This window comes from Dactylosporangium cerinum (assembly GCF_042653625.1).
In the GTDB taxonomy this organism is placed as follows: domain Bacteria; phylum Actinomycetota; class Actinomycetes; order Mycobacteriales; family Micromonosporaceae; genus Dactylosporangium; species Dactylosporangium cerinum.
In genome coordinates this window covers 1-21,027 of the sequence record NZ_JBHSIU010000135.1, presented here as the reverse complement: position 1 = coordinate 21,027, position 21,027 = coordinate 1, and the positions used below count along the sequence as shown (strand labels likewise).

Below are 21,027 nucleotides of genomic sequence, written 5' to 3'. Positions count from 1 at the left end.
CGCCCGATCTCGTACCAGGTCTGCTCGATGACCCGGTCACCCGCGCCGGGGTCGTAGCCTGGGCCAGCTCGTCGTGGCCGCCACGCGTACGGTCACGTTCGACGGCACCGCGATGACCGGCGTTGGTACCGGCACGGTCGGTCGCTGCTCGGCCAGCGTGGACTGGAACGCCTATCCCGACCGCAGGCTGGCCGACAACTCCATCGAACGGGCCATCCTGGTCTGATCTACGAACTCGTGGCCATCCGAAGGATCTGGTCGTCGATGAACCGCTGGAGGACCGCGGGCTCGACCTGGTGGTAGATGTGGAAGGCCCTGGTGAGCCAGCTGCCCTTGGCGGTGGCCTCGGCCAGGATCAGCTGACGCAGCGGAGTTGCTCCTTCCTGGTCCGGGATCAGGTCGGCGATAGCGGCGAGTGCTTCGCCTTGGCGTTCCACGTCGCTGATGGTGCGAGCGATGCTTTCGGCCCGCACGTAGTCAGACGTCATGGCGGCGATCGTGGCGGTCGCCTCGAGCAAGTCGTCGCCCTGAAGCGCGTCACGGACCCATCCTTCGAGTTCCGCGAGCATGCCATGGGCTCTGTCGACGTCACCGATGGCGACGTATGCCTTGGCAAGCTCCGACATGTCGTCCGCCATCTGCTGCTCTGGCGCGTCCCGCGCGGCCGCGTCGGCGTCGCCGAGCACCCGCCGCGCCGTCTGCGGCTCTCCCGCCGCCGCGAGCGCCTGGGCGAGCGTGGCCAGGAGCTTCACGCTCGGGGGGCGGAGCGTGCGGGCGATACGTGCCGCCCGTGTGTGTTCTCCAGCGCGGGCGATGGCTTCGGCCACCTCGACCCGCTCGGCGCGCGACGCGCCTGTCACGAGCGACTCCGCCTTGTCGCATTGCCCCATCGAAGCGAGGGCAACCGCTACGGCGGAGATACCTTTGTCGGAGGTGCGTGCGATCGCTTCCGCCTCACCAATCAGCCGCTGCGCGCGTTTCTGGTCGCCGTTGGCCGCGGCGATGCGGGCGATTCCGGCGAGGGCGCCCACCTTGTTTCGCTCGGACTCGAGGCTGCCGGCGACGGCCTCGGCCTCCTCGTACTGGTGTGCCGTGGCGTGCGTCTGAGCGAGCCGCGCGCGGGCGGCGTCTTTCACGATAAGGTTGAGAATGGCCTGAGTCAGCCCGACGGCGCGGTGCAGGTCGCCGCGGCTGCCGCTGATAGCGGCGAGCTGCCTCAGCTCGTTCGGTCGCCGGTCGATCATCGCACCCGCATTGTTGCCACGGTACGGCTTGGTTGGTTCCGTGCTCCGCTCGCGAATCATGCGCTCGGTTTGCGTGGCGAGTCGGTGCGCACCCGGGTGATCGCCGGCGGCGATCAGTGCCCGGGCGGCGGCGACGAGGTCGTCCGGTGCGACCCGCTGAGTCTCCTCGGCGATGGCGCCAGCCGCGGCGGCCCACTGCCTGGCCCGAGTGGGAATGTCCCGCGCCGCGGCCTTGGCCATCGCGGCGAAGACGCGCAGCCTGCGGAGCGGGTCTTCGATGCCGAGAGCGAAGGCGTTCGCGCCGTCGTGATCCCCGGAACCGCATGTCCCTTCCGCGATCGCGACGGCCAAGAAATCCCGCATGTACTCGTACCTACTTGACTCATACAGATCGAACGCGCGTCGCTTGTCACCCGTCCGCGCGAAAACCTTGGCGAGGACGACCTCGAACGTCGTGTCGACTGTGGACTCCTCCACGTTCGATCCATGGACGCGGAGCGCGATCCGATGCGCGGCCTCCGGGTAGCCCGCCTCGGCGAGGTAGTCGGCGACGAAGAGCAGGTCCGTCAGCATGTCCACGTCGGGTGGGACGGGTTGGATGCCGTCAGCGATGGACGCCGCCTCGTCGGCCAGCCTCCGGGTGAACTGCCGGTCGCCGCGGAACCGGGCGACGCTGGCCACGACGGCAAGGGCGATGGCGCGTCCCTCGGCGGCCTCGATCGTCCGGGCCAGCGCCTCCGCACGGCCGAAGTCACCGCATTGGGCGATTTCTTCGGCCACCGCCGCCGTCGACACCGCCATGAACCGCCGATCCTCCATCGCACGCGCGATGGCCAACGCCCGGTCGAAGTCGTGCGCAAGCGCGAACACGATCACCGCGTGGATGCGCGGGCGGTATACGCTGCCGGCCGCACGCCCCACCTGCTCGGCGAGTGAGGCCAGCTCGATGGCGCGCCGACGGTCGCCGGCGTCGGCCAGCGCCTCGCTCGCGGCGAGCAGCGACCGGATGCGCTTCTCCGGTGTGTCACGGCTCAGCGCCAGCGCCTCGGCCCGGTGGGAGTGGCCGAGGGCCGCCCAGACCGCGGGGAGACCTTCCGGGACAGCCTCGCCCCGCTCATTGAGACGATCCCGGTGCCACGCGAGACACAAGGCGGCGTAGATGTCGGGGGTGGCTCGCTGAAGCACCAAGCGCAGCGCGGATCGCACCTCGGACTGCGCGGCGTCGTCGCTTCCGGTTCTGTCCGACAGCCGCTCGTGCCGCGCTTCGTCGATGGCCAGGGCGACCAGCCGGTCGGCATCGCCGTCCGCTTCGACCATGCGCGGGTATCCGCCGGCGAGCAGGTACCGGGGTGTGCCGTCCGGCCAGCCGGCTTCGCGAAACCCGTCCGCCCATCTGTGCAGCCGTTGCCGGTAGGCGCCGGTCTGGATCGGCCCGAGCGCCTCGCCGGCCTGCTCGGACAGCGTCTCGTGCGCGAACGCGTATCCCTTCAGGCGGTCGGTGCCAGCCGGGTCGGGCTGGCCGTGCAGGGTGCGCCCCAGGATGCCGTCCAGCAGCCGGGCCACGCGATCGCGGGGTTGGCCGGTCAACGCCTCCAGATCCGCGACGGTCAGCCCACCACCGGCCGCCGTCACGAGCCCGATCACCTCCCGCGGCAACGCGCCATCGTCCACGTCGAGATGGCGATGCAGTTCCTGGAGCGCCAGGTGTTGTATCCGCGCGGCTTGGGGTGACACTGCCAACGGCGTGCGCGCGATCCGTCGCATGGGGTGGTCCGGGTCGACGTCGCCGGGCACGTCAGGGTGTGGCCGACCTGCCAACAGCACCCGCAAGCCGGCCGGGCATGACTTCGGCAGCCTTGATGCGATGCTCGGCCGTCCAGAGCCGGGATGTGCGCCCGGGTCCTCGTCCATGCCGTCGATCAGCAGCACGAGCCGGGCACCCTGCGCCGACGCCCGCTCCGCTGCCACCCGCAGGAGCCGGCGACGGAGCGCGTCACGACCGGACGCGGACAAGCTCCGGGGCGGTTCCTCCCCCACCACAGCGGCCAGTTGCTCGATCAGCGAGTCGGTGAACGCTGAACTGTCGGCCTGGTCGGGCTGCCGGGCCGCGATGAAGAACGACACCACCGTGACGCCCGCGGGTGGATTCAAGGCGAACGACGCCATGAGCGCCGTCTTGCCGGCCCAGGGAGGACCCTCCCAATACATGTACGGCTCGTCACCGACACAGAACCGCGCCATCAGATCAAGCTCCGCCTCGCGCCCCCGCAGCCCGTCGGCCGGCGCGATGTCACGCACCTGCTCCTGATAGGCGGACCGGAAGGTGCTCTCAGCCGATGGTCCCACGTCTCGCAACGAGGCCACCCCGAACCGCTCCAGGATCGCGGCCGACTGCCGCGCCGGCAGGCCGGCCAGGCACAGATCCAGCCGCACCGCCGCCAGCCGGCCCAGCCCTTCACGGCGGTGGTGGTGGGTCACCAAACCGACCAGCACGCCGCGGCACAGCACCGGGCCGCCCGACATCCCCTCCCAGGGCGACCGGTCGTCGGCGCCGGGCGCCTCGACGATCAGCGTCATCCCACCCGAGCGACGGTTGGAACCCGCGCACAGTATCGCCGGCTCGACCGCCATCTCCCGAAACTTCGCGGTCCCGTCGCTCGCTACCGGCTCCCGCCCGTCGACGGCCCGCAGCTTCCACAGTGGAAACCCGGCGACCTCACCGCTGACCGCCACACCGCGGTCTCCGAAACCGCCCAAGGGCGCCGCCGCCACGTCCCGCCAGGGGTCGATCGTCACCAGCGCGGCATCAGAGTCACCGATGCGCAGCACCGATCCACCCTCGCCGGCCCACGCGCCGGCCAGACCTGCGCCGAAGGCCAGACGCACGGACGCCGCGCCGCCCACCAGGTGCCACGCGGTCAGCACGGTGGACACCGTTACTTGATAACCCGATCCACGCAGGATGCGACCGCCGGCGAATGTCGCGATGACCTCGGCGACCCGCGACACGTCGACGCCTGGCGTATCAACAACATCGTGGTCCATGTCAGGCAATCAGGGTGTCTCCTCGCCTTCCACCATCGGGCCTGACACCACGGTCGGGCGCCCTTCGGCGTCGGTCGGCTGCAAGACCAACTTGATCCGGTGCGTCACCTGCGACGACCGCCTGCCATCCGCCGCAACGTCGACGACCCACAGCTTGGCGGCGGCCTTACCGCCACGGGAGGAGTCCACCACCACCGCGAACTCCAGCTCTATCGGACCCAGCGCGAACTTGGGATCCTTGCCCTCTCCCTGCCAGCCAGCGAGATAGAGATCCCCACGCAGCTGACGGATGACCTCCGCCAGCCCGACACCCTCGACATCAGACACGAGCCGCCCCTACACAGGCCGATAGACGTTTCCCGTAATCATCACCCGGGCGACCGATCACGACCAATCGTCCGTCTGGAGCGGCACGCCCGCCGTCAGGGGGCGGCGTCCGTACCCTTGGGCGCGGCCGACGTTCGTCAAGCGAAGACATCCTCATTTGCCGCCGACCGCGAGCGCGGGATCGGCGAACTCCATGACGCCGCGTAACGGGCGTCTGGCGCTGGCTGGTGCGCTGTACTGCCAATGAACGCAGCTGATCTTGTTGACCGGAGCCGCTGTTGATCTGTCAGCCGGTCACATCGAATCGCTGAGCCGGGGTTCTACTGAGCGAGAGCGAACCAAGGTTGATTGAAGGGGCCGTCCGTCGTTTGCTCGCGCAGAGCAATGTCGCAGTGAGTGATCTGGTCCATGGGGCAAGTCCCCAAGGAGTCGCGGACCAGCGTCACGTCGGGTGCAGTGGACGCTCGGCTGGGTTCGTCCGGATGGCCGACTTCAATAGCCGACGGTACGACCCAGGGCGCTGCGGCGGCGATCGGCCACTATGCTCGTTGCGCGGGTTCATAGCCGTCACGGTGGACGGAGCGGAGGCACCGGTGGCCGACTACGATCTCGAACGGCTCGGTCCGTCCGAGTTCGAGCACTTGGCGCAGGCGCTAGCGGTCAGGTATTTCGGTCCGGACATTCGTATCTACGGAGCCGGGCCGGACGGCGGACGCGAAGCCGCGTTCAGCAAGGACGTCAGTCTGCCCGGCGGCACCGCGTGGACCGGTTTGACGATCGTGCAAGCGAAGCACCGCGCGCGGGTGGACGGCCCTGGCTCGAACTATAGATGGCTGCGGGCTCAGGTGTACCGCGAACTGGTGGCCTGGACCAGCCGACGTGATGATGTCCGCCGTCCCGACAACATGCTCATCGTCACGAACGTGAAGCTGTCGTCGGTGCCTGGTCACGATATCGACTCCCTCGACAAGCTCTTCGGCGAGTTCGCCGACCGGCTCCCACTGGCGGGGTATGCGATCTGGCACTACGACCACCTGTGCCGCCTGCTAGATGACAGCCCCGGCATCCGCAAAGCCTTCTCGGGGCTGCTCACACCCGGTGATGTCTTCGCAGCGATGCATGACCTAATCACGAGGACATCACTCGATATCGGCACGATTCTGCGCCGGCACGCAGCCAAGGAATTGCTGGCCGAGCAGTGGGTGAGGCTCAGTCAGCTCGGCCTGAAGAGCACCGACCGGATCCCGCTCGCTCGGGTGGCTACCGACTTGGCGGCGGCGCGGTCGCACGCGCCCTCGGAGGCGGAGCGACGAGTCCATGCGGCCCGCTACATCTGCGCGATCGGTAACCGCGTGCTCCGCCCGAGCCACCGGCCGGGTCCATCACCGCATCTGGTGCTAATCGGCGGACCGGGTCAGGGTAAGACGACCATCGGCCAGATCGTGTGCCAGGCCTACCGTGTCGCGCTGCTCGAACGCGCCGCCAACCTCCCGCCGCAGATTACCGAGGCCGTGACCGCGCTGCAAAACCAGCTGGACGCGATGAAGATTGACCGGCCTGCGCTGCTGCGGTGGCCACTACGGATCGATCTGAACCGCTTCGCAGATGCGATCGCCCGTGACGATCACACGTCACTACTCCGTTTCGTCGCCCAGGGCATCGCGGCTCGATCCGAGGAGCACGTCAGCTCGGCCGACGTGCGGGGGTGGCTGGGTCACTGGCCGTGGATGCTGGTGCTCGACGGCTTGGATGAGGTTGCTGCGCCGCGAGTTCGGGAACTGCTCGTCGAGAGGATCAATGACTTTTTCGTGGACGCGGCCGATGTGGATGCCGATCTGCTGGTGGTCGTCACTACCCGCCCACGCGGCTATGCAGGCGAGTTCACGCCCGAGCACTACGAGCACTTGACCATGGCGGATCTGACACCTGCTGAGGCGCTCGACTACGCGCGGTTGCTCGCCGACGTCCGGCACGGTGAGGACCCGGACGTGCACCGCAATGTCCTCGAGAGGATCGAGGAAGCAGCGAAGAACGAGCTGACTTTTCGCTTGTTGCGGACGCCCTTGCAGATCACCATCATGTCGCTACTGCTGGAGGGCCGCTCCCGGGTCCCACACAACCGGTACGGGCTGTTCGACGCCTACTACGAAACCGTGTACAACCGCGAGGTGGGCAAGAACAACGCGACTGCCCGCACCCTGGAACAGCACCGCCGCATCGTCAACGAGCTGCACGAGGATGTCGGCCTGGTGCTGCAGGTGCAGGCTGAGGAGAGCGGACATGCGGAGCCGGCGATCTCGATGCACGCGCTGCGGGCAATGGTGCGCGAGCGCCTCCTCGACGACGAGTTCGTCCCGGCCGAGGCCGACGCGCTCACCGACGACCTCATACGCATCGCGACGCATCGGCTGGTGCTGCTCATGCCGGTCAATGACGCCGACGTCGGCTTCGAGGTCAGGAGCCTGCAGGAGTTCATGGCCGCCCGCGCGATAGTGAAGGGTAAGGACAGCCAGATTCTGCGGAGCATGGAACGGCTCGCACCGTCGTCACACTGGCGCAACACCTGGCTCCTCGCCGCGGGACGGCTCGCCGCAGTTCGGAACCACCTCGTCGATGACCTGATCGCGCTGCTCCACGCACTGGATGCGCAGAGTTATCTCATGATGCAGATCGCGCCGGGAAGTGACCTGGCGCTCGACCTGCTCGACGACGGATTTGGCACCGCCTCGCCGCGGATTGAGCGGCTGCTACTCAAACACGCTGTCGAGGTGTTCAGGCGCCCACCCGACCTCTCCACCGCGCATGCCGCCGACGCCCTGCACCGGGTGTTCGGCGAAAAGATCGCCGCCGCGGCACGGGTCGAGGACGTTGCACGGCAAACTTTGGCCGGCGCTCCGCCGCAGAAGATCACCGCTGCGATCATAATGCGCCAGTGGAGTCGGACCGCCGGCCCGCTCGGCTCCTTTGCACGGAAGAACCTGCGCACGTTGCGTGAACTGGTTGGCCCGTCCCACCACCTCGCGCTACAGCTGCACTTCCTGGGCATCGTGGGGCCGGGACCGTCGGAAGCGTTAGACTCGGCGGGAACTCTCGCCGACTACCTGCTGCTGCCGTCCGAGATCGTCGACCCGTTGGACCAGGCGCTGCTCGACGAACTACACGACGCGCTCCGCGCGACCGAGGTCCACCTCGTGGCGACGGAAGAGCAAGCGACCGTGACTGCGGTGCCGCATCTTGTGATGCCATCGCAGTTGATCCTCGAACGGGCGTTGACGAGCGATACGATCGCCGACCTCTTCGCCGACTCCATCCGGTCCAAGGCACCTGAAGAGTGGCCGGTCGCATCTGCGTTGGCGGTCATCGCCGCCCAATGGCTCCTGCACAAGCAGGTCGGTCAGCGGTTGCTGGAATGACCGACCGGCGATCCGGCAAACGTTGGGCTCATCCAACGCCTGTCGTTCGCCGAGAAACCCTCGTAGATCTGGATCACTACCTGCCACTTCTCAATAGCTTCGCTTGATCGGCTGCGCGCATTTGCCGCGGGTCGGGCGCCACGGGATGGCGATGGTCTTGCAGCGGTGATTGGACCGCTCGGTCGCCGCTTCAGATCTTGGCGAGCTCAGCCAGGCTGCGCAGGAAAGCAGCGGATCCTGTCGGCAGGAGTTCGTCGTATCGCGATCGAGCACTCCGCGGCGCCGTGCGGCGTCACGTCGACGCGCACGTCCGGATCGTCCGGCCAGGACAACGTTGCGACGTAGGGCGGCACTTCTACGCGCAGAGCAGCCAGCGCATCGGCGCCCACAGCGACCTCGCCGAAGACGAAGCTGCCCGAGTAAGGGCGGATTCCGACAACCAGCACAGCGAAAAGGTACGGCTCACCGCCGACGATCGGTACACGCTCATAGCCGCGATCCGCTCGTCCAGACACACCAGTGGTTGCCAGACACGAGCGCTCAGCGGCGCTCGGCCGCCAACAAGATCGGGCAGCATCGACCGGAAAAACGGCGCCGCCAACCACTTCAACTAGATACTGGGGGCCGCGTCGGGCGGCAATCAGCGACGCCCTTGACGCCGGTCCGAGGATTGAGGTCGCCGCAATCGCACCGCCCGTCCGGCAACTCGTGCGACGACCCGGCTACGGTAGCCTTCTGACAGGCGTCGTGAACGCGCCGTCCAGCAACCTACGCTAGTTTGATTGTTGTCGATGGTCCGACAAGCGTGGGGGGTTGGTCCCGCTCGGACCCCGGCACGCACCTCACCCCACCGCCCAGCTCAACACGTGTTCCGAGCCATCGAGCCACTCAACGAGTCGGACCCCCACGCCCTAAGCCTGAATCTACCGACGGAGTTTTCCCGTCGCGACGCGGTCAGCCTGCATACCTCGGCCGGCGACGTCGAGAACCAAGGGCGCCGCCGGCTCGACCTCACGACCGGTCACGGCAAGGTCCGTAACTGCCTGCCCGCCGAGCCCCGGCCACCGTCGACATCCGTACACCGGCCTCGGCGACATCACCGCGGTCGCTGAAGCCGTCAACCGCAACGCGCCCCGACTACCTGCTGCGCCACGCCGCGTGGCGCGAACTCAGGTCCGAGAGCTCGCCTGGTCTGCTCATCAGCCAGCAGACCAGGCGGCGTGGTGACGGTGGGGTGCGTTCGGCATCAGCGCGGCCCTGGTTGAGGTAGCGCACGAGCAGGTTGGCGCTGCAGGTGTAGTCCAGTTCGCGGATCTCGGCCAGCAGTCGGGTCACCGCCACGCCGGGCTCGTCGGCGAGCTGGCGACGCAGGTGGGCGCGGTACAGGTCGACGAGCGTCTGCCGATACTTTGGGGGGTCGTCAGGGCCCGCAACTCATCCATGATCCACTGGACCGGTACGCACTTCGAGCGCGTCCTGCATGGCCACGACGACGGTCGGCCCGGACGCGCAACGCAGATGGGCGCCGTCAGGGAGATGGGGGTGTTGACCGCCGTCTTGTCTTCGGGGACCGGCGCGTTCAGCACGTAGCCCGCAACGCAACAGCGCCCGAGACCCCTGCAAGGCCGCAACCGGTCCCAAGGAGTGCGATCGCAGTCATGCACCCGCATCGCCGCTGCCAGGGACTGTTGCATTGAGCGTTTGCATCACTCAAGCGCCGCAGAGTCTTCAGGTGATCGCCAGCGGAGCGATATTGAACTCCGCTTCGCCCAGGTCATACGGCTCGGGGTGCCGGCTCCCAGCACTTCTCCTCCGACCAAAGGATTCCGACGACCGATAGCAGACGATCACGGCAGCCGCCGCATGAAGGCACCCACACCACACGTTGCGGCCTATCGTGCGTACGTGGTCTCCGACGCGCCTTCGCCCCAAGACTCGAATGCACGCCTCACCGACCTGTTGCGCACAGGCCTTGGCCGCGCAGACGCCAAAGGGCGGGCACAGGTTGTGCTGAAACTCTTCTCTCCCGCGGAGCAGGAGGAACTCGTGGCGTTGCTGCACGCGTACCTCTGGGACACCGCCGCCCCACACGACAACGACTGGCACCGCTCCCCCGGCAACATCATGACGCTGTGGGCTGAACTCCTGGCCATCAGCACCCAGACACGCCAACGACTCATCCCCCTACGCACCGGTCTGATCAAGGTCATGACCGACCGCAGTCTGGGCTACCGCACCCACCCGCAATCGGTCCCCGTCTTCATACGCGCATACACCGGCCCGCTGGCGACGCCAGTCCACCCGGGAGATCCGCGTCAAACCACGAGCACGATCACAATCAGCGCCCGGGGTGCCGGCTTCGGAGACCCCGCCACTGACAAAGCCGTGGAGACAGCCGCCGAAACCGTGGTTGCTGCCCACTACAAAGCGGCGGGCTGGACGGTCACGAGGGTGGCGCACCTGAATTGTGGTTGGGACTTGACCGCCACCAAGGACAACACTGAGCTGCATCTCGAGGTGAAGGGCGTCTCGAGCTCGATGCCGTCAGTGCTGCTCACACGAAACGAGCTCCGCACCGCCGAGCTCGACGAGGCCTGGCGCCTGGCCGTCGTCACCACAGTGCTCACAAATCCCCACCTGCAGGAGTTCAACCGCGATGCCGTCACTGCAGCTGCAGACCCCACTGTCTTCCGAGTAAACCTGAGCTAACAAACTGCACCCAGCGGAAGATCGTGACATGGGCGGCCTCGGCCCGATTAGTGATCACGGCGACGCCCACAGGACGACTGGTAGGGAGGTGCGATCATGATGACGCGACGCCGCCCGCCCCGGGCACAATGACGTAAATGTCCCTTTCGAGGTGCGTCGGCCGCACAGGGAGGAGGCAAGAGTGCCTGCGGAAGCGCAGGGCGGGAACGCGAAGGTCGTCGACGCCGCCGACCGGCTCTTGGCGATGCTCGAAGAGGTCGAGGCCGCCACCGGGCAAGAGGATGACACGGTTCGCGATGCCCCGCTGAGGCTGCGGATCGCGCGGGCACGGAAGATCATCGAAGGCCTCCTGGCCGAGCTGGTCCGGGTGCGCGGTGATGCTGCGCGGGTGGTGTGCATCGGTCGCACGAAGGCGGGGAAGTCGACGCTTCGCTTCGTGCTGACGGGCGAGGGCGCCGACGGTATCGGAAAGGGCGGGCAACGCACGACGCGCATCCCGATCACGTACCGGTGGCGGGACATTGACGTTGTCGATACGCCCGGCGTCGGCGCCTACCAGGGAGCCGTCGACAATGCGTCCGCCTTGACGGCCGCGAAAGATGCTGACCTCGTTGTGTGGGTGGCGGGGTCCGACAGCCAGCAGCCGGCGACAGTGACCCCCGTGCTGCAAGCCATCGCTCCCGGCATCCCGGTCTTCGTCCTCGTCAATCACAAGCAGACGTTCACAGCCGAGGAACTCGCCGGTGATCTGTCGCCCGCAGTGATCTTCTCCGACATCAGTGGTCAAGAAGCACGGATTCGCACTGTGCTGGCACAAGTTGATGTCAGCGACCCGACGATCGCGCACGTCAACTTGTGGCTTGCGCAGCGCGGCCTCGAGGGCGAAGACCAGCGGCTCTTGAGCCAGTCTGGGGTGCTGGCCGCAGAGGCGGCGCTGGCGGTTGCCGCGGCGGAAGCACACGCACGTCGCCCCGCAACCGCCGCTGCGGTGCTTCGCAAATGCGCTGCTGATGCAGCGGAGGCAACTCATGTCGTCGCAGCGACGCTTCGGGCCCGCAAGAGGGAACTCGTCGCCGACAGGAAGAAACTGCGCGATGATGCCGAGGCAGCTGCGGACGAATACAGGGATGAGGTCAGTCACGCAGCTGCGAACGCGTTCGCATCGGCCACCACGCAGGTCGTGGCAGCTGCGCGCTACGCGGCGAAGGAGCCGCACAGGGGGAAGGCGCAGGAGCACATGCGATCCGAGGCGGTCGCAGCGAGCAAGCAGGCACACGCGAGTCTCGCGCAGGCCGCAGAGGGTGCCGCCGAGAAGTGCATGCAGCAGCTCGTCGACGGCCACGGTCTCGACCCGCCGACCCTGCAGATGCAGGTCAAGGCGCCGCAACTGCCTGAAGCGTCGCTCGAGGGCGACCCACTCAACGCGCGGGCTGCCAACTGGGTAGCTCGCGGGGTGAAGGGAGCCGCCGCGGTGGCCGCCATGGTGCTTACCGACGGACTGGTCCCCCGATTGGTGATTGGCCTTTTCAGCGAACGAACCGTCGACATCTCCCGGAAGAACCTTGCGCCGACGGTCAAGCGTGAGCTGGCCAAACGGGAAGCTTCAGTGGACACGGCCCGGGCCGCATACCTGACCGCGCTGGCTCAGGCCCGTACCTGCGCCGAAGACGCTGTGCGCGCAGGCTGGGAGCCAATCCGCCGGAGCATTGATACAGTCCTCAGCGAGAGGTCTCTGCGCATTGAGATGTATGCGATGTGGTCCGCTCAGCTTGCGCGCTTGGTCAGGGAACTTGCAAGTGAAGCTGAATTACGGACGGACTGAGACATGACTGATCGCCAAATCAGCCAGGCAAACCTGCTTGCGCTTGCCGGCATCGTCAGCGCGACACACGACGCCCGCGACCGACTTGTCGCAGTCCTCACCAGCGCGGCGCACGACGAGCTCCGCGCGCTCGCCACTGATGTGCCGACCGCCGATGCGGCGGACAGGGTTACGGTCGTGTTCGTCGGTCAGTACTCAGCGGGCAAGTCGTCGCTCATCAAGTGCCTGACCGGTCTCGACATTGAGATCGGCGCGGACATCGCGACGAAGCGAGCGACGCCATACCCGTGGCAGGGCCATCTCATCGTCGACACACCGGGGGTAAGGACCAGGGAACACGAAGCGCATGACCGGATTACCGAGGAGGCGCTGCGCGGCGCCGACGCAGTGGTTTTCGTCGCCACTGCAGAAGGGTTCGATGACGTCGCCGCGGACTACTTCACGCTCCTGCGGCAGCGGCTACGGACTCTCAGTCAACTGCTCCTGGTCGTCAATAAGAGCGCCGCAGAAGGGTCAGACCCGGCACAGGTTGAGGGTCATCTACGAGAAGTACTCGGTGAGGTCTTCGACCTGATACCGGTGGTGCGGACGGACGCACGTAGTTGGCTGCAGGCAGAGGACTTCCCGCAGCCAGAGCAGCGGCGGCGGACGTCAGGCATACGCGAACTGGCCGACTCTCTTGACGAGACTGTTCGCGCGCGCGGAGCACACCTGCGGCTTGCAACACCACTGCGAGAGCTCGCCGCCTACGGCCGTGACGCGATCGACACGATGTCCGTCGCAGCCGGCGGCGACCCGCTCCTCAGCCAACTCGACGAGGTCGCTGGTGCCATCGCTGAACAGCGGCAACAGATGACCGAATCTGTCACCCGCGCCGCGGAGGGGGCGAAGGCGTTCGTGGCGTCGAAGCTCGTGGAACTAGGCCCCGACATCGACGAGGACCAGTTGAGCGCGGTCGCCGCCGAGGCGCAGAAGCAGTTCGACAGTGTCCTGGACGCCGACGCGGAGCGGACGAGCGAGAACGTGGGTAGTGCTCTGGAATGGTATGTGCCGAAGCCCAGAAGCGAAGAGCTCGCTGTCTCCGAGCAGCAACCTTCCGCCGTTCCCGCATGGCCGGTCATCCGACAACAGATCCTGAGCGGTCTGCAGTCGATCGGCCGTGACTTCGGCGGTGCCGGAGCCCGGCCTGGCGGCGTCGGGAACACAGTCGTCAAGCGGATCTGGCACGGCGTCGGTCGCAAGTTCGGGCCATGGGGAGCGGTCAAAGCAGCCGAGGGCACCGCGAAGGCAGCTCGCGCGCTCGGACCAGCCCTAGTAATCGGCGAAACAGCCTTCGGGTTCTGGCAGGAGTACCGCGGCGCACAGCGAGCTCGGCAGCAAGCCGACCGCAGTCGCGGCTGGCGTCCGACGGCGCTGCAAATCGCTGAGGAGATGGTCGATCCGTGGGCGGCATCAGCGCGCGCCGCTGTCACGGAGCGCTGCGACCAGCAGGACGCCGTCATCGCGCGGCAGCGACTGGGTGTGTTGGCGAAGCAAGCATCTGGCGACCGTGACATCGCTGCCCTGATCGCAGTGCACGAAAGGCTGCTGGAGTTGCTGATGCAGTTGGGGCAATGATCTCGGTGGCTTGGCCGGGCGTTGCTTGATCAGCACCGCCGGGTCCCGAAGGTCGACCTACATCCCAGTCGGGGTATGGCTCAAAGTGTCGGTCGGCGAGGAATCGTCAAGACCTGTGGACGGATGGGTTCTCCGGACGAGTCGCTGCCTACTCCGGGTCGTCGGTCTGCCAGGGGTGCAGGAACTGTTCGGGTCGCAGGTTCCATGCGTCAAGGGCTGCGTTGAGTTGGGCTTCGCTAGTGACCGTTGTGGCTTTCACGAGGATCGCGCCGATATCGTGGTCGAAGCCGTCGAGCCGGTCGGCGTCATAGTCCCAGTGCTCCAGCTTGAAGCTGCGGTCGTGGTCGCTTCGGGTCCAGCCCTGCCGCTGGGCGTCGGTGTCGGCGGCGGTCGTGATGGGCGGGATGTCGACGGACGCTCGCCTGTCTGGGCCGGTGGCGGGAACCTCGGTGACCAGGTGTCGGCCGAGGCGCAGCGCGTGAGCTTGTCGGCGGGCCAGTGCGGCGGGCCGGCGTCGGTGCTCATGCTGCCCTACCTTCCATAATCCCCGAATCGGGATTACTCCACGATTCAGGGGATTGACACGAGTGCGCAGAGCGGCATGTGCGTACTGCCGACCGCAGTTGCGATCGGCAGTGGACCACGAGGACTCGGGTGGCCTGCGGCGTGGCTGATCATTAAATTTAGTTGTGCACCAGCTGCCGGACCTGTCCACCCCGTCAGAACTGCTTTGACTCGTGCTCGGCGGTCGCTGACCATCAAGTCGTGTCGTCGTATGAGTTCGGGGTCTACGAGCAGGTCCTTCCGATGGGATGGATCGGCGAGCGCCCAGAGGATCATCGCCTCGTGCGTCAGGTCGGCGCTCCTATTCCCGCAGCATGGCGCGATGTGGTCGTCGACCGGAAGTTGCAGTGCGGTGTCCGGGTGACGATGGAACGATGCGGCTTCATCGAGTACGACGTGGAGGATTGGGCGCCTGGGCTCTCGAATAAGCCCACCGGATACCTCCGCGAGACGTCGGCCGCCGCGCTGCCCGCGCTCGTGCAGCGCCTCCGCCTCGTAAACGCTCATCTGGCCCTCCTTCACTGCGCCGTCGCGATGCACCACGAGAACGAGTCGGTCCCGGTCAGACGGGTCCGCAAGGATGATCTCTATACGTTTGCTGGCATCGAGGACAGTCCAGACTTTGCTTGGTTCGGCTCCGACGGACCCCGCCAGGAGTCCGTCACGCCTGCTGAACGCGAACGAGCAGCCGAATGGCTCACGCTCGAGATGGCCGAAACGTCGCTCGATTGGCTCGATGCGGTCGTGGCGGCTGGTGCCCTGTTCGACCTAGACCAGCTGAGCCTCGGGCTGGACGCACTGGGAACACACGACTTCAACACGGCGCTCGGTGCGTTCTGGTACATCTGCGAGTCGCGTCTGCGCAAACTCGCAAGCGCCCACGGACTCCGGTACCTGAAGAAGGACGGGACGGAACGAAGCCCAATGATCTCCGAGGTCATCAAAGATCTGGAAGCGGCGGGGCTCATCGGTCCCAAGCAGAGGGAAGGGCTGGACGAGGTACGCGAAGGTCGGAACGCACTTCTGCACGCCGGTACGGAGTCGGGCCAGTCGATGACAGACAAGTGCCTCGCACTCGCGACCGAGCTCCTCGCTGGCGTGGCCGCGGGCCTCAGGGCAAGAACACCGCGGCCCCTGTTCATCGTGCTCTAGTGTCGCGTGTCTGAAGTGGTTTGACAGTCTCAGTGGGCCCACAATGAGGCATGTCGGCGCTGTTGCGTTTGCCGATCGGAGGGCGCGTTCGAGCGAGTGCCGGCCCGGTCTTCAGATGGCGGTGGCGAGTTCGGTGAACGCTGCGGCGACGCGGAGTCCACCCGGGGCGTCGACGCCGAGTTCGTAGTGTCCGCGGCGGAGGTTCTGCATGAACGCGTGTCCGGCGATGATTGTCTGTGCGGTGCGGTCGGTGCGCAGCCCGCGCATCGGTCTGAGTCGGTGCTTGAGCTGACTATGGTCGGCCTCGATCCGGTTGTTGGCATGCCGTTCGACGTGGTGCCACGCCGAGGGGAGCAGCTCATCGAGCACCGCTGGGTACACCGGCGCCGCGTCAGTGACCACTTCGGTGGGTCGCACCTTCAACATGGCCATCGCCCGGCGGAAGAAGTGGCGTGCCGCGGCGTGGGAGGCGGTGGCGACGGTGACCCTGCCGGACGGGCGAACGGTCGCGGTCACCGGCGGCGAGGACGGCACGGTGCGGGTGTGGGACCTGACCACCGGCACCCAGATCGGCGCGCCGATGACCGGCCACACCCACGGCCCGTCGGCGGTGGCGACGGCGACCCTGCCCGACGGGCGAACGGTCGCGGTCACCGGCGGCGGCGGCGTCGTCGACGGCACGGTGCGGGTGTGGGACCTGACCGCAGGCGTCCCGGTCGGTGAGCCGATGACCGGCCACACCGGCGGCGTGTCGGCGGTGGCGGCGGCGACCCTGCCGGACGGGCGAACGGTCGCGGTCACCGGCGGCGGCGTCGACGGCACGGTGCGGGTGTGGGACCTGACCACCGGCACCCAGATCGGCGCGCCGATGACCGGCCACACCCACGGCCTGTCGGCGGTGGCGACGGCGACCCTGCCGGACGGGCGGCCGGTCGCGGTCACCGGCGGCGGCGTCGACGGCACGGTGCGGGTGTGGGACCTGACCGCAGGCGTCCCGGTCGGTGAGCCGATGACGGGCCACACCGACGACGTGCAGGCGGTGGCGACAGCGACCCTGCCTGATGGGCGTCCGGTCGCAGTCACCGGCGGCGGCGACCGCACGGTGCGGGTGTGGGACCTGACCACCGGCACCCTGATCGGCGCGCCCATGACGGGCCTGTCAATCAGGGCGCTAGCCGTACCGCAGCACCATGGCCCACTAGTTGTCCTTGCTGGTGTCGGCATGGCTCTCGCAGAGCTGCGAATCGACTGAACTCCACGCGCTCAGGAGCAGGTCAGCACGCAGCTCGTCAGCAGCGAAGGGGGGCAGAACCGTAAATCGGGTCTCAGTTCAGAGAAGCCTGCGTTCGCTGCCCCATGCTCCGCGTCGATCCCCAGCAACGGCATCGCCTTACCGAGATCCTCCGCAACCTAGCCGAACGGATCAGCGAAGCGAAGATCAATGGCTGGCAAGGCGACGTTGAGGGCCTAACCGTTAGCCTCAACGCCGCAGGGAACAAGCTGGTTGACCTCGACGGCATTCAAAGGAACCGCGCAACGCCTACCGTCTTGGGTATTCCCGCACTGCGTTCTCTCGACACATAGCAACGAATCGACCGGCGCGTGAGTCGGTTAGGCCAGCCCTAGCATGAGGAATTCTCGCAATGCGTGACGGTAAGGCACTTGCATCAATCAGCTAACATCGGATGGAACTGACTGGACCGCAGTTCAACCTACGCGACGTGAGGTGTCTCATGGTGGCCGCCAATCCGACTCCACCGCATCCTTCACCAAAGAAGATCGTTACGCTCGAATCGCTTAACCCGCTAGACATGACACTCGAAGAGTTGGCTGACTTGTCCGCGACCATGCAGAAGACACTTATTCAGGCGAGCTGCAGCGACGTCGAAATCGAAGTGAGGGGCGAGAATCCACACGGCGCCGGGCACGGCTGGATCGACGCACTGGAAGTAGTTCTCCCCAGCGCCGAGTTCATGAAGGAAGCGGTCTGGGGCGGACTCCTGGCTGCCGCCACCGCGTTCATGAGGTCGCGATTCAAGCGGAAGCACGAATCGAAACGTCCGCGGCAAATCAGATTTTACGACTCAGAAGGAAACCATCTCGGCAGCATCAACATCGATTCAGCGGAGTCGGATGACCAGTGGACTGATCCGCCCAGCGAGCCTGAGGAATGAGTAGATCTAGGCAGGTGGGGCCGCAGCACTTCAACTCCCAACCCTTGCCAATGCAGACGAGCAGCGCCGATAAGGCGACTGCAGTGGCTCGCGCGCTTGGCGGCCTCCCGGGCAGCTTTTGTTTTGTGCTCTACATGAAGAGGTACTTCTTCTTCAATCATCAAGACGTCAGGCGAGCCAACGGCCAGACGCAGATCCAGTCTGCCTTCTACGAGCGCCTGCCCTCTGTTGATGAGATTTTCACTGGCCTACATATGTGGCGAACACTCTCTGTGAAGGGCGTAGAATTCGGCAACATGCCCGGCTATGATCTCGTAACCGGGATATTTCCCAGCATCTACGATGCCCCTCAAGGCGTTGTTCCCATGCCCGACCCGAATGAGCGCTGCATCGGTGACCACGACGTTCTTCCTATCGACTTAGATGGGGGTCGGGTCTACTTCGCGCATCACTGGGGTAGAGATTGGGGCGATAACGGGTTAGGGAGCTACTCGGTTGAGTATGTTAAGCGACATGGCCGCGAAGCTTGGGCAACGCGCCAGCGACCGGGGCCAGTGCCGCAAAACGTCAGTCGCCTAACCAATCTCGGGCCTGACAGCGGAAGAAAGGAGTTACTACTCAAACATCCTTGGAACACCCCGTCCGTGTCGGGCTACATCCCCTTACATGAGGGTAAGATGACTAGCGTCTTCGGGCGTTGGCTCATAGGTGCAACTGACGGAAGTATTGCCCTCCAGGCGCTTGCCGTAGTGAACAAAGTCGACAAACCGGTAGTTGTGGGTTGGATGCATGTCCGTGGTACGGAAGCTGGCGCCGCAGTCGAGGAATTTTTTGTATGGCCGACCTATCGCCAGCGCGGTATCGGCACCACGCTGGCCGGTCAGACCCTCCTGTTCGCAGCAACCACAACGTGGAGGGAGCGTCCCATATCTTGGCACGTCACAGAGCCCGATAGTCTTGCCCAGGAGATCGGGGCGGACCCGTCCAGGGTGCCGAACTGGCTCAAATCACTGGACTTTTCCGGCTCCCCCGAAAGAACGGCCACAGTATCCAGCCTGACGGGCTTACTGATCGACCTAGCTAGCCAGTCTTCGGTCGATGGCATCGCTCTGACTAAGCGCGCCAACCGCTCGTCCATGGTCACCGTCGTCAACAATGACTGGCGAAGGCCGACCTACGGCATCGTTGTTGGTTGAACCGCGCAGATGTCCGCCGCGCCCGGGGATATCCAAGATCACGAAAGTCCGGAGAAGTGGAGACCAGCGACGTCCCGCCCGCCTGGACTGACCAGCTCGCTCCGGCCGGGCGACTGGTCACGCCGGTGCGGATGCGCGCCAACACCTGGTGCCTGACCCTCAAACGTGACGGCGCCCTGCTGGTCGCGACAGGGTCACTGCAGTGCGGGTTCGTCCCGATGCAAGGCCACGGTAAGGACCGACCTGGGTCCGCCCCCGACTCGAAGAGCGGCACACGGTCACCGTCGACGCGGACGGCAACCTGATCACCGAGGAGGGCAGCGTCTGAGCCACCCCGAACGTCGCCACCAGGGCCTTGTCCGGCTACCCCGCGGCGGGCTGGCCAGCCTTCTGCGCCGACGACGGCGTCAGCCTTGAAACGCTCCGGAACCAGCTCATTAGCGGCCAGACCGCGCGCTTGCCGATAACCCGGTCCGTGCAGCTCAGGCGGCGTGTTCGTACTCGTGCAAAATGCCGCCGAGGCGGTCGCGTCGGTGGACACGTATACGGCTGATCTCGTCGGGATCGGCGAGTGGGGTGGGCAAAGCGCGTATGGGTCGGGCGTCGGCGATGCCTTGGTGTGGACGGTGCGCGTTGTAGAAGTCCTCGAACTCGTGTAGGACGTGCAGGAGGTGACGCTGATTCCAGATCAGGGTGCGGTCCAACAGCTCGCGGCGGCAGGTCTGCACCCACCGCTCCATGATCGCGTTCATCCGGGGCACCCGGATACCGCTGCGCACCACCGCGATCCCCGCGTCGGCGAGGACCACGTCGAACAGGGTGGGGAACTTCCGGTCCCGGTCACGGATGAGGTACTTGGCGCGGCAACCGGCATCCTCGAGGTCCATCACGAGGTTCCGGCCGGCCTGTGTCACCCACTCGGCGGTTGGATGGGCGGTAGCACCCAGGATTCGGATCTGGCGGCTGGCGTGCTCGATCACCGCCAGCACATACATCCTGGCCCCGGTCAGTGTGACCGTCTCGAAGAAGTCACACGCCAGCAGTGTCTCCGCCTGCGATCGCAGGAAGTCCGACCAGGTACTGGCCGCTCGATCCGGTGCCGGATCGATGCCTGCTTCGCGCAGGATCTCCCAGACCGTAGAGGCGGCGACCTTCACGCCGAGGACCAGGAGTTCGCCGTGCACGCGCCGGTAGCCCCACTGCGGGTTCTCCCGCACCAACCGCAGCACCAGGACCCGGATCGATCGGACCGTTCGCGGGCGACCCGGACGTTTGGGCCGGGACACCGCCGCATGGCGGCGCGCGACGAGATCACGATGCCACCGAAGCACCGTGTCTGGACGGATCAACAGTCGCAGCCCGCGCAGCACCTCCCTCGGCAGCGGATGCAGTAGCGCGGCCAGCAACGCGCGGTCATTTGGGTCGAACCGCGGACGCTGTTCGCCGAGCTGGCGCTGCAGCACCATGATCTGGTGTCGCAAGGTAAGGATCTCGATGTTCTTGGCCCGGTCGCTCGTCGGCAGCAGCCGGAGCATGGCGAAGATGTTCGTTACCCCGAGATACGCCAATCGCAGCAGCACGACCAACCATCATCGCTCAGCGACCGTCGGCGGTCCCAACCGCCATGCCGTCAGAATGAAGATCGCGGGATCCTCGGTGAGAAGGCTTCTCACCAGGCCGGATGGCATTCTCGGCAAGCGCAACGTCGGGGTGAAACACAGCTCGACCCGGTTGCGGGCCGCCCACTGGCGGATCTTCGCGCCG

16 protein-coding genes and 1 pseudogene are annotated in these 21,027 nt (G+C 66.3%); 11 read left to right on the top strand and 6 right to left on the bottom strand.

Features of this window, described 5'->3' with window-relative positions:
- Positions 1–73: 73 nt before the first annotated feature.
- A complete protein-coding gene (locus tag ACFPIJ_RS64290) occupies positions 74–226 on the top strand; it encodes a hypothetical protein (protein ID WP_380129426.1) in 153 nt (50 codons plus the stop codon).
- A gap of 1 nt (position 227) precedes the next feature.
- Here the strand turns inward: ACFPIJ_RS64290 and ACFPIJ_RS64285 are convergent, their stop codons facing one another.
- The gene (locus ACFPIJ_RS64285) at positions 228–4,289 is read right to left on the bottom strand and encodes a hypothetical protein (RefSeq protein ID WP_380129425.1); all 4,062 of its coding nucleotides are present in this window, start codon (positions 4,287–4,289) and stop codon (positions 228–230) included.
- A 9-nt stretch (positions 4,290–4,298) separates the two neighbouring features.
- The gene (locus ACFPIJ_RS64280) at positions 4,299–4,616 is read right to left on the bottom strand and encodes a trypco2 family protein (RefSeq protein ID WP_380129424.1); all 318 of its coding nucleotides are present in this window, start codon (positions 4,614–4,616) and stop codon (positions 4,299–4,301) included.
- Between the two features lie 593 nt (positions 4,617–5,209).
- On the opposite strand from ACFPIJ_RS64280, the gene ACFPIJ_RS64275 reads away from it, so the two are divergent.
- Positions 5,210–8,029, top strand: a complete 2,820-nt coding sequence (locus ACFPIJ_RS64275; RefSeq protein WP_380129423.1) for an NACHT domain-containing protein — start codon at positions 5,210–5,212, stop codon at positions 8,027–8,029.
- A 206-nt stretch (positions 8,030–8,235) separates the two neighbouring features.
- Here the strand turns inward: ACFPIJ_RS64275 and ACFPIJ_RS64270 are convergent, their stop codons facing one another.
- Positions 8,236–8,475: a hypothetical protein gene (locus ACFPIJ_RS64270; RefSeq protein WP_380129422.1), complete on the bottom strand. Its 240-nt coding sequence runs from the start codon at positions 8,473–8,475 to the stop codon at positions 8,236–8,238.
- 691 nt (positions 8,476–9,166) lie between these two features.
- Positions 9,167–9,370: a hypothetical protein gene (locus tag ACFPIJ_RS64265; RefSeq protein WP_380129421.1), complete on the bottom strand. Its 204-nt coding sequence runs from the start codon at positions 9,368–9,370 to the stop codon at positions 9,167–9,169.
- 564 nt (positions 9,371–9,934) lie between these two features.
- Here ACFPIJ_RS64265 and ACFPIJ_RS64260 point away from each other — a divergent pair.
- The 5 genes from ACFPIJ_RS64260 (at position 9,935) to ACFPIJ_RS64240 (ending at position 15,893) form a co-directional block, all read left to right on the top strand.
- On the top strand, positions 9,935–10,738 hold the full coding sequence (locus ACFPIJ_RS64260; RefSeq protein ID WP_380129420.1) for a protein NO VEIN domain-containing protein: 804 nt from the start codon (positions 9,935–9,937) through the stop codon (positions 10,736–10,738).
- A 181-nt stretch (positions 10,739–10,919) separates the two neighbouring features.
- Positions 10,920–12,560, top strand: coding sequence for a GTPase domain-containing protein (locus ACFPIJ_RS64255; protein WP_380129419.1), 1,641 nt, complete (start codon positions 10,920–10,922; stop codon positions 12,558–12,560).
- Between the two features lie 3 nt (positions 12,561–12,563).
- Positions 12,564–14,177, top strand: coding sequence for a GTPase (locus ACFPIJ_RS64250; RefSeq protein WP_380129418.1), 1,614 nt, complete (start codon positions 12,564–12,566; stop codon positions 14,175–14,177).
- 175 nt (positions 14,178–14,352) lie between these two features.
- On the top strand, positions 14,353–14,721 hold the full coding sequence (locus tag ACFPIJ_RS64245; protein ID WP_380129417.1) for a hypothetical protein: 369 nt from the start codon (positions 14,353–14,355) through the stop codon (positions 14,719–14,721).
- Between the two features lie 221 nt (positions 14,722–14,942).
- Positions 14,943–15,893, top strand: a complete 951-nt coding sequence (locus ACFPIJ_RS64240; RefSeq protein ID WP_380129416.1) for a hypothetical protein — start codon at positions 14,943–14,945, stop codon at positions 15,891–15,893.
- A 111-nt stretch (positions 15,894–16,004) separates the two neighbouring features.
- On the opposite strand, the pseudogene ACFPIJ_RS64235 reads toward ACFPIJ_RS64240, so the two are convergent.
- A pseudogene (locus tag ACFPIJ_RS64235) lies at positions 16,005–16,352 on the bottom strand (DDE-type integrase/transposase/recombinase); the annotation flags it as partial.
- Between ACFPIJ_RS64235 and ACFPIJ_RS64230 the strand changes: the two are divergent.
- The 4 genes from ACFPIJ_RS64230 (at position 16,318) to ACFPIJ_RS64215 (ending at position 19,568) form a co-directional block, all read left to right on the top strand.
- Positions 16,318–17,145 carry a WD40 repeat domain-containing protein gene (locus ACFPIJ_RS64230; RefSeq protein ID WP_380129415.1) on the top strand — a complete coding sequence of 276 codons (828 nt, stop codon included), beginning with the start codon at positions 16,318–16,320 and terminating at the stop codon, positions 17,143–17,145. The pseudogene ACFPIJ_RS64235 and the gene ACFPIJ_RS64230 overlap by 35 nt on opposite strands.
- A 481-nt stretch (positions 17,146–17,626) precedes the next feature.
- Positions 17,627–18,067, top strand: a complete 441-nt coding sequence (locus tag ACFPIJ_RS64225) for a hypothetical protein (protein ID WP_380129414.1) — start codon at positions 17,627–17,629, stop codon at positions 18,065–18,067.
- Between the two features lie 125 nt (positions 18,068–18,192).
- Positions 18,193–19,263, top strand: a complete 1,071-nt coding sequence (locus ACFPIJ_RS64220; RefSeq protein WP_380129413.1) for a hypothetical protein — start codon at positions 18,193–18,195, stop codon at positions 19,261–19,263.
- 56 nt (positions 19,264–19,319) lie between these two features.
- On the top strand, positions 19,320–19,568 hold the full coding sequence (locus ACFPIJ_RS64215; protein WP_380129412.1) for a hypothetical protein: 249 nt from the start codon (positions 19,320–19,322) through the stop codon (positions 19,566–19,568).
- Between the two features lie 177 nt (positions 19,569–19,745).
- Here ACFPIJ_RS64215 and ACFPIJ_RS64210 read toward each other — a convergent pair whose 3' ends face one another.
- Positions 19,746–20,843, bottom strand: coding sequence for an integrase core domain-containing protein (locus tag ACFPIJ_RS64210; RefSeq protein ID WP_380129427.1), 1,098 nt, complete (start codon positions 20,841–20,843; stop codon positions 19,746–19,748).
- Between the last annotated feature and the right edge of the window lie 184 nt (positions 20,844–21,027).

Bases quoted from the DNA above. Each gene is read 5' to 3' on its own strand.
- ACFPIJ_RS64285 (WP_380129425.1), bottom strand. From the start codon at position 4,289: ATGGACCACGATGTTGTTGATACGCCAGGCGTCGACGTGTCGCGGGTC.
- ACFPIJ_RS64250 (WP_380129418.1), top strand. From the start codon at position 12,564: ATGACTGATCGCCAAATCAGCCAGGCAAACCTGCTTGCGCTTGCCGGC.
- ACFPIJ_RS64225 (WP_380129414.1), top strand. From the start codon at position 17,627: ATGGTGGCCGCCAATCCGACTCCACCGCATCCTTCACCAAAGAAGATC.
- ACFPIJ_RS64230 (WP_380129415.1), top strand. From the start codon at position 16,318: ATGGCCATCGCCCGGCGGAAGAAGTGGCGTGCCGCGGCGTGGGAGGCG.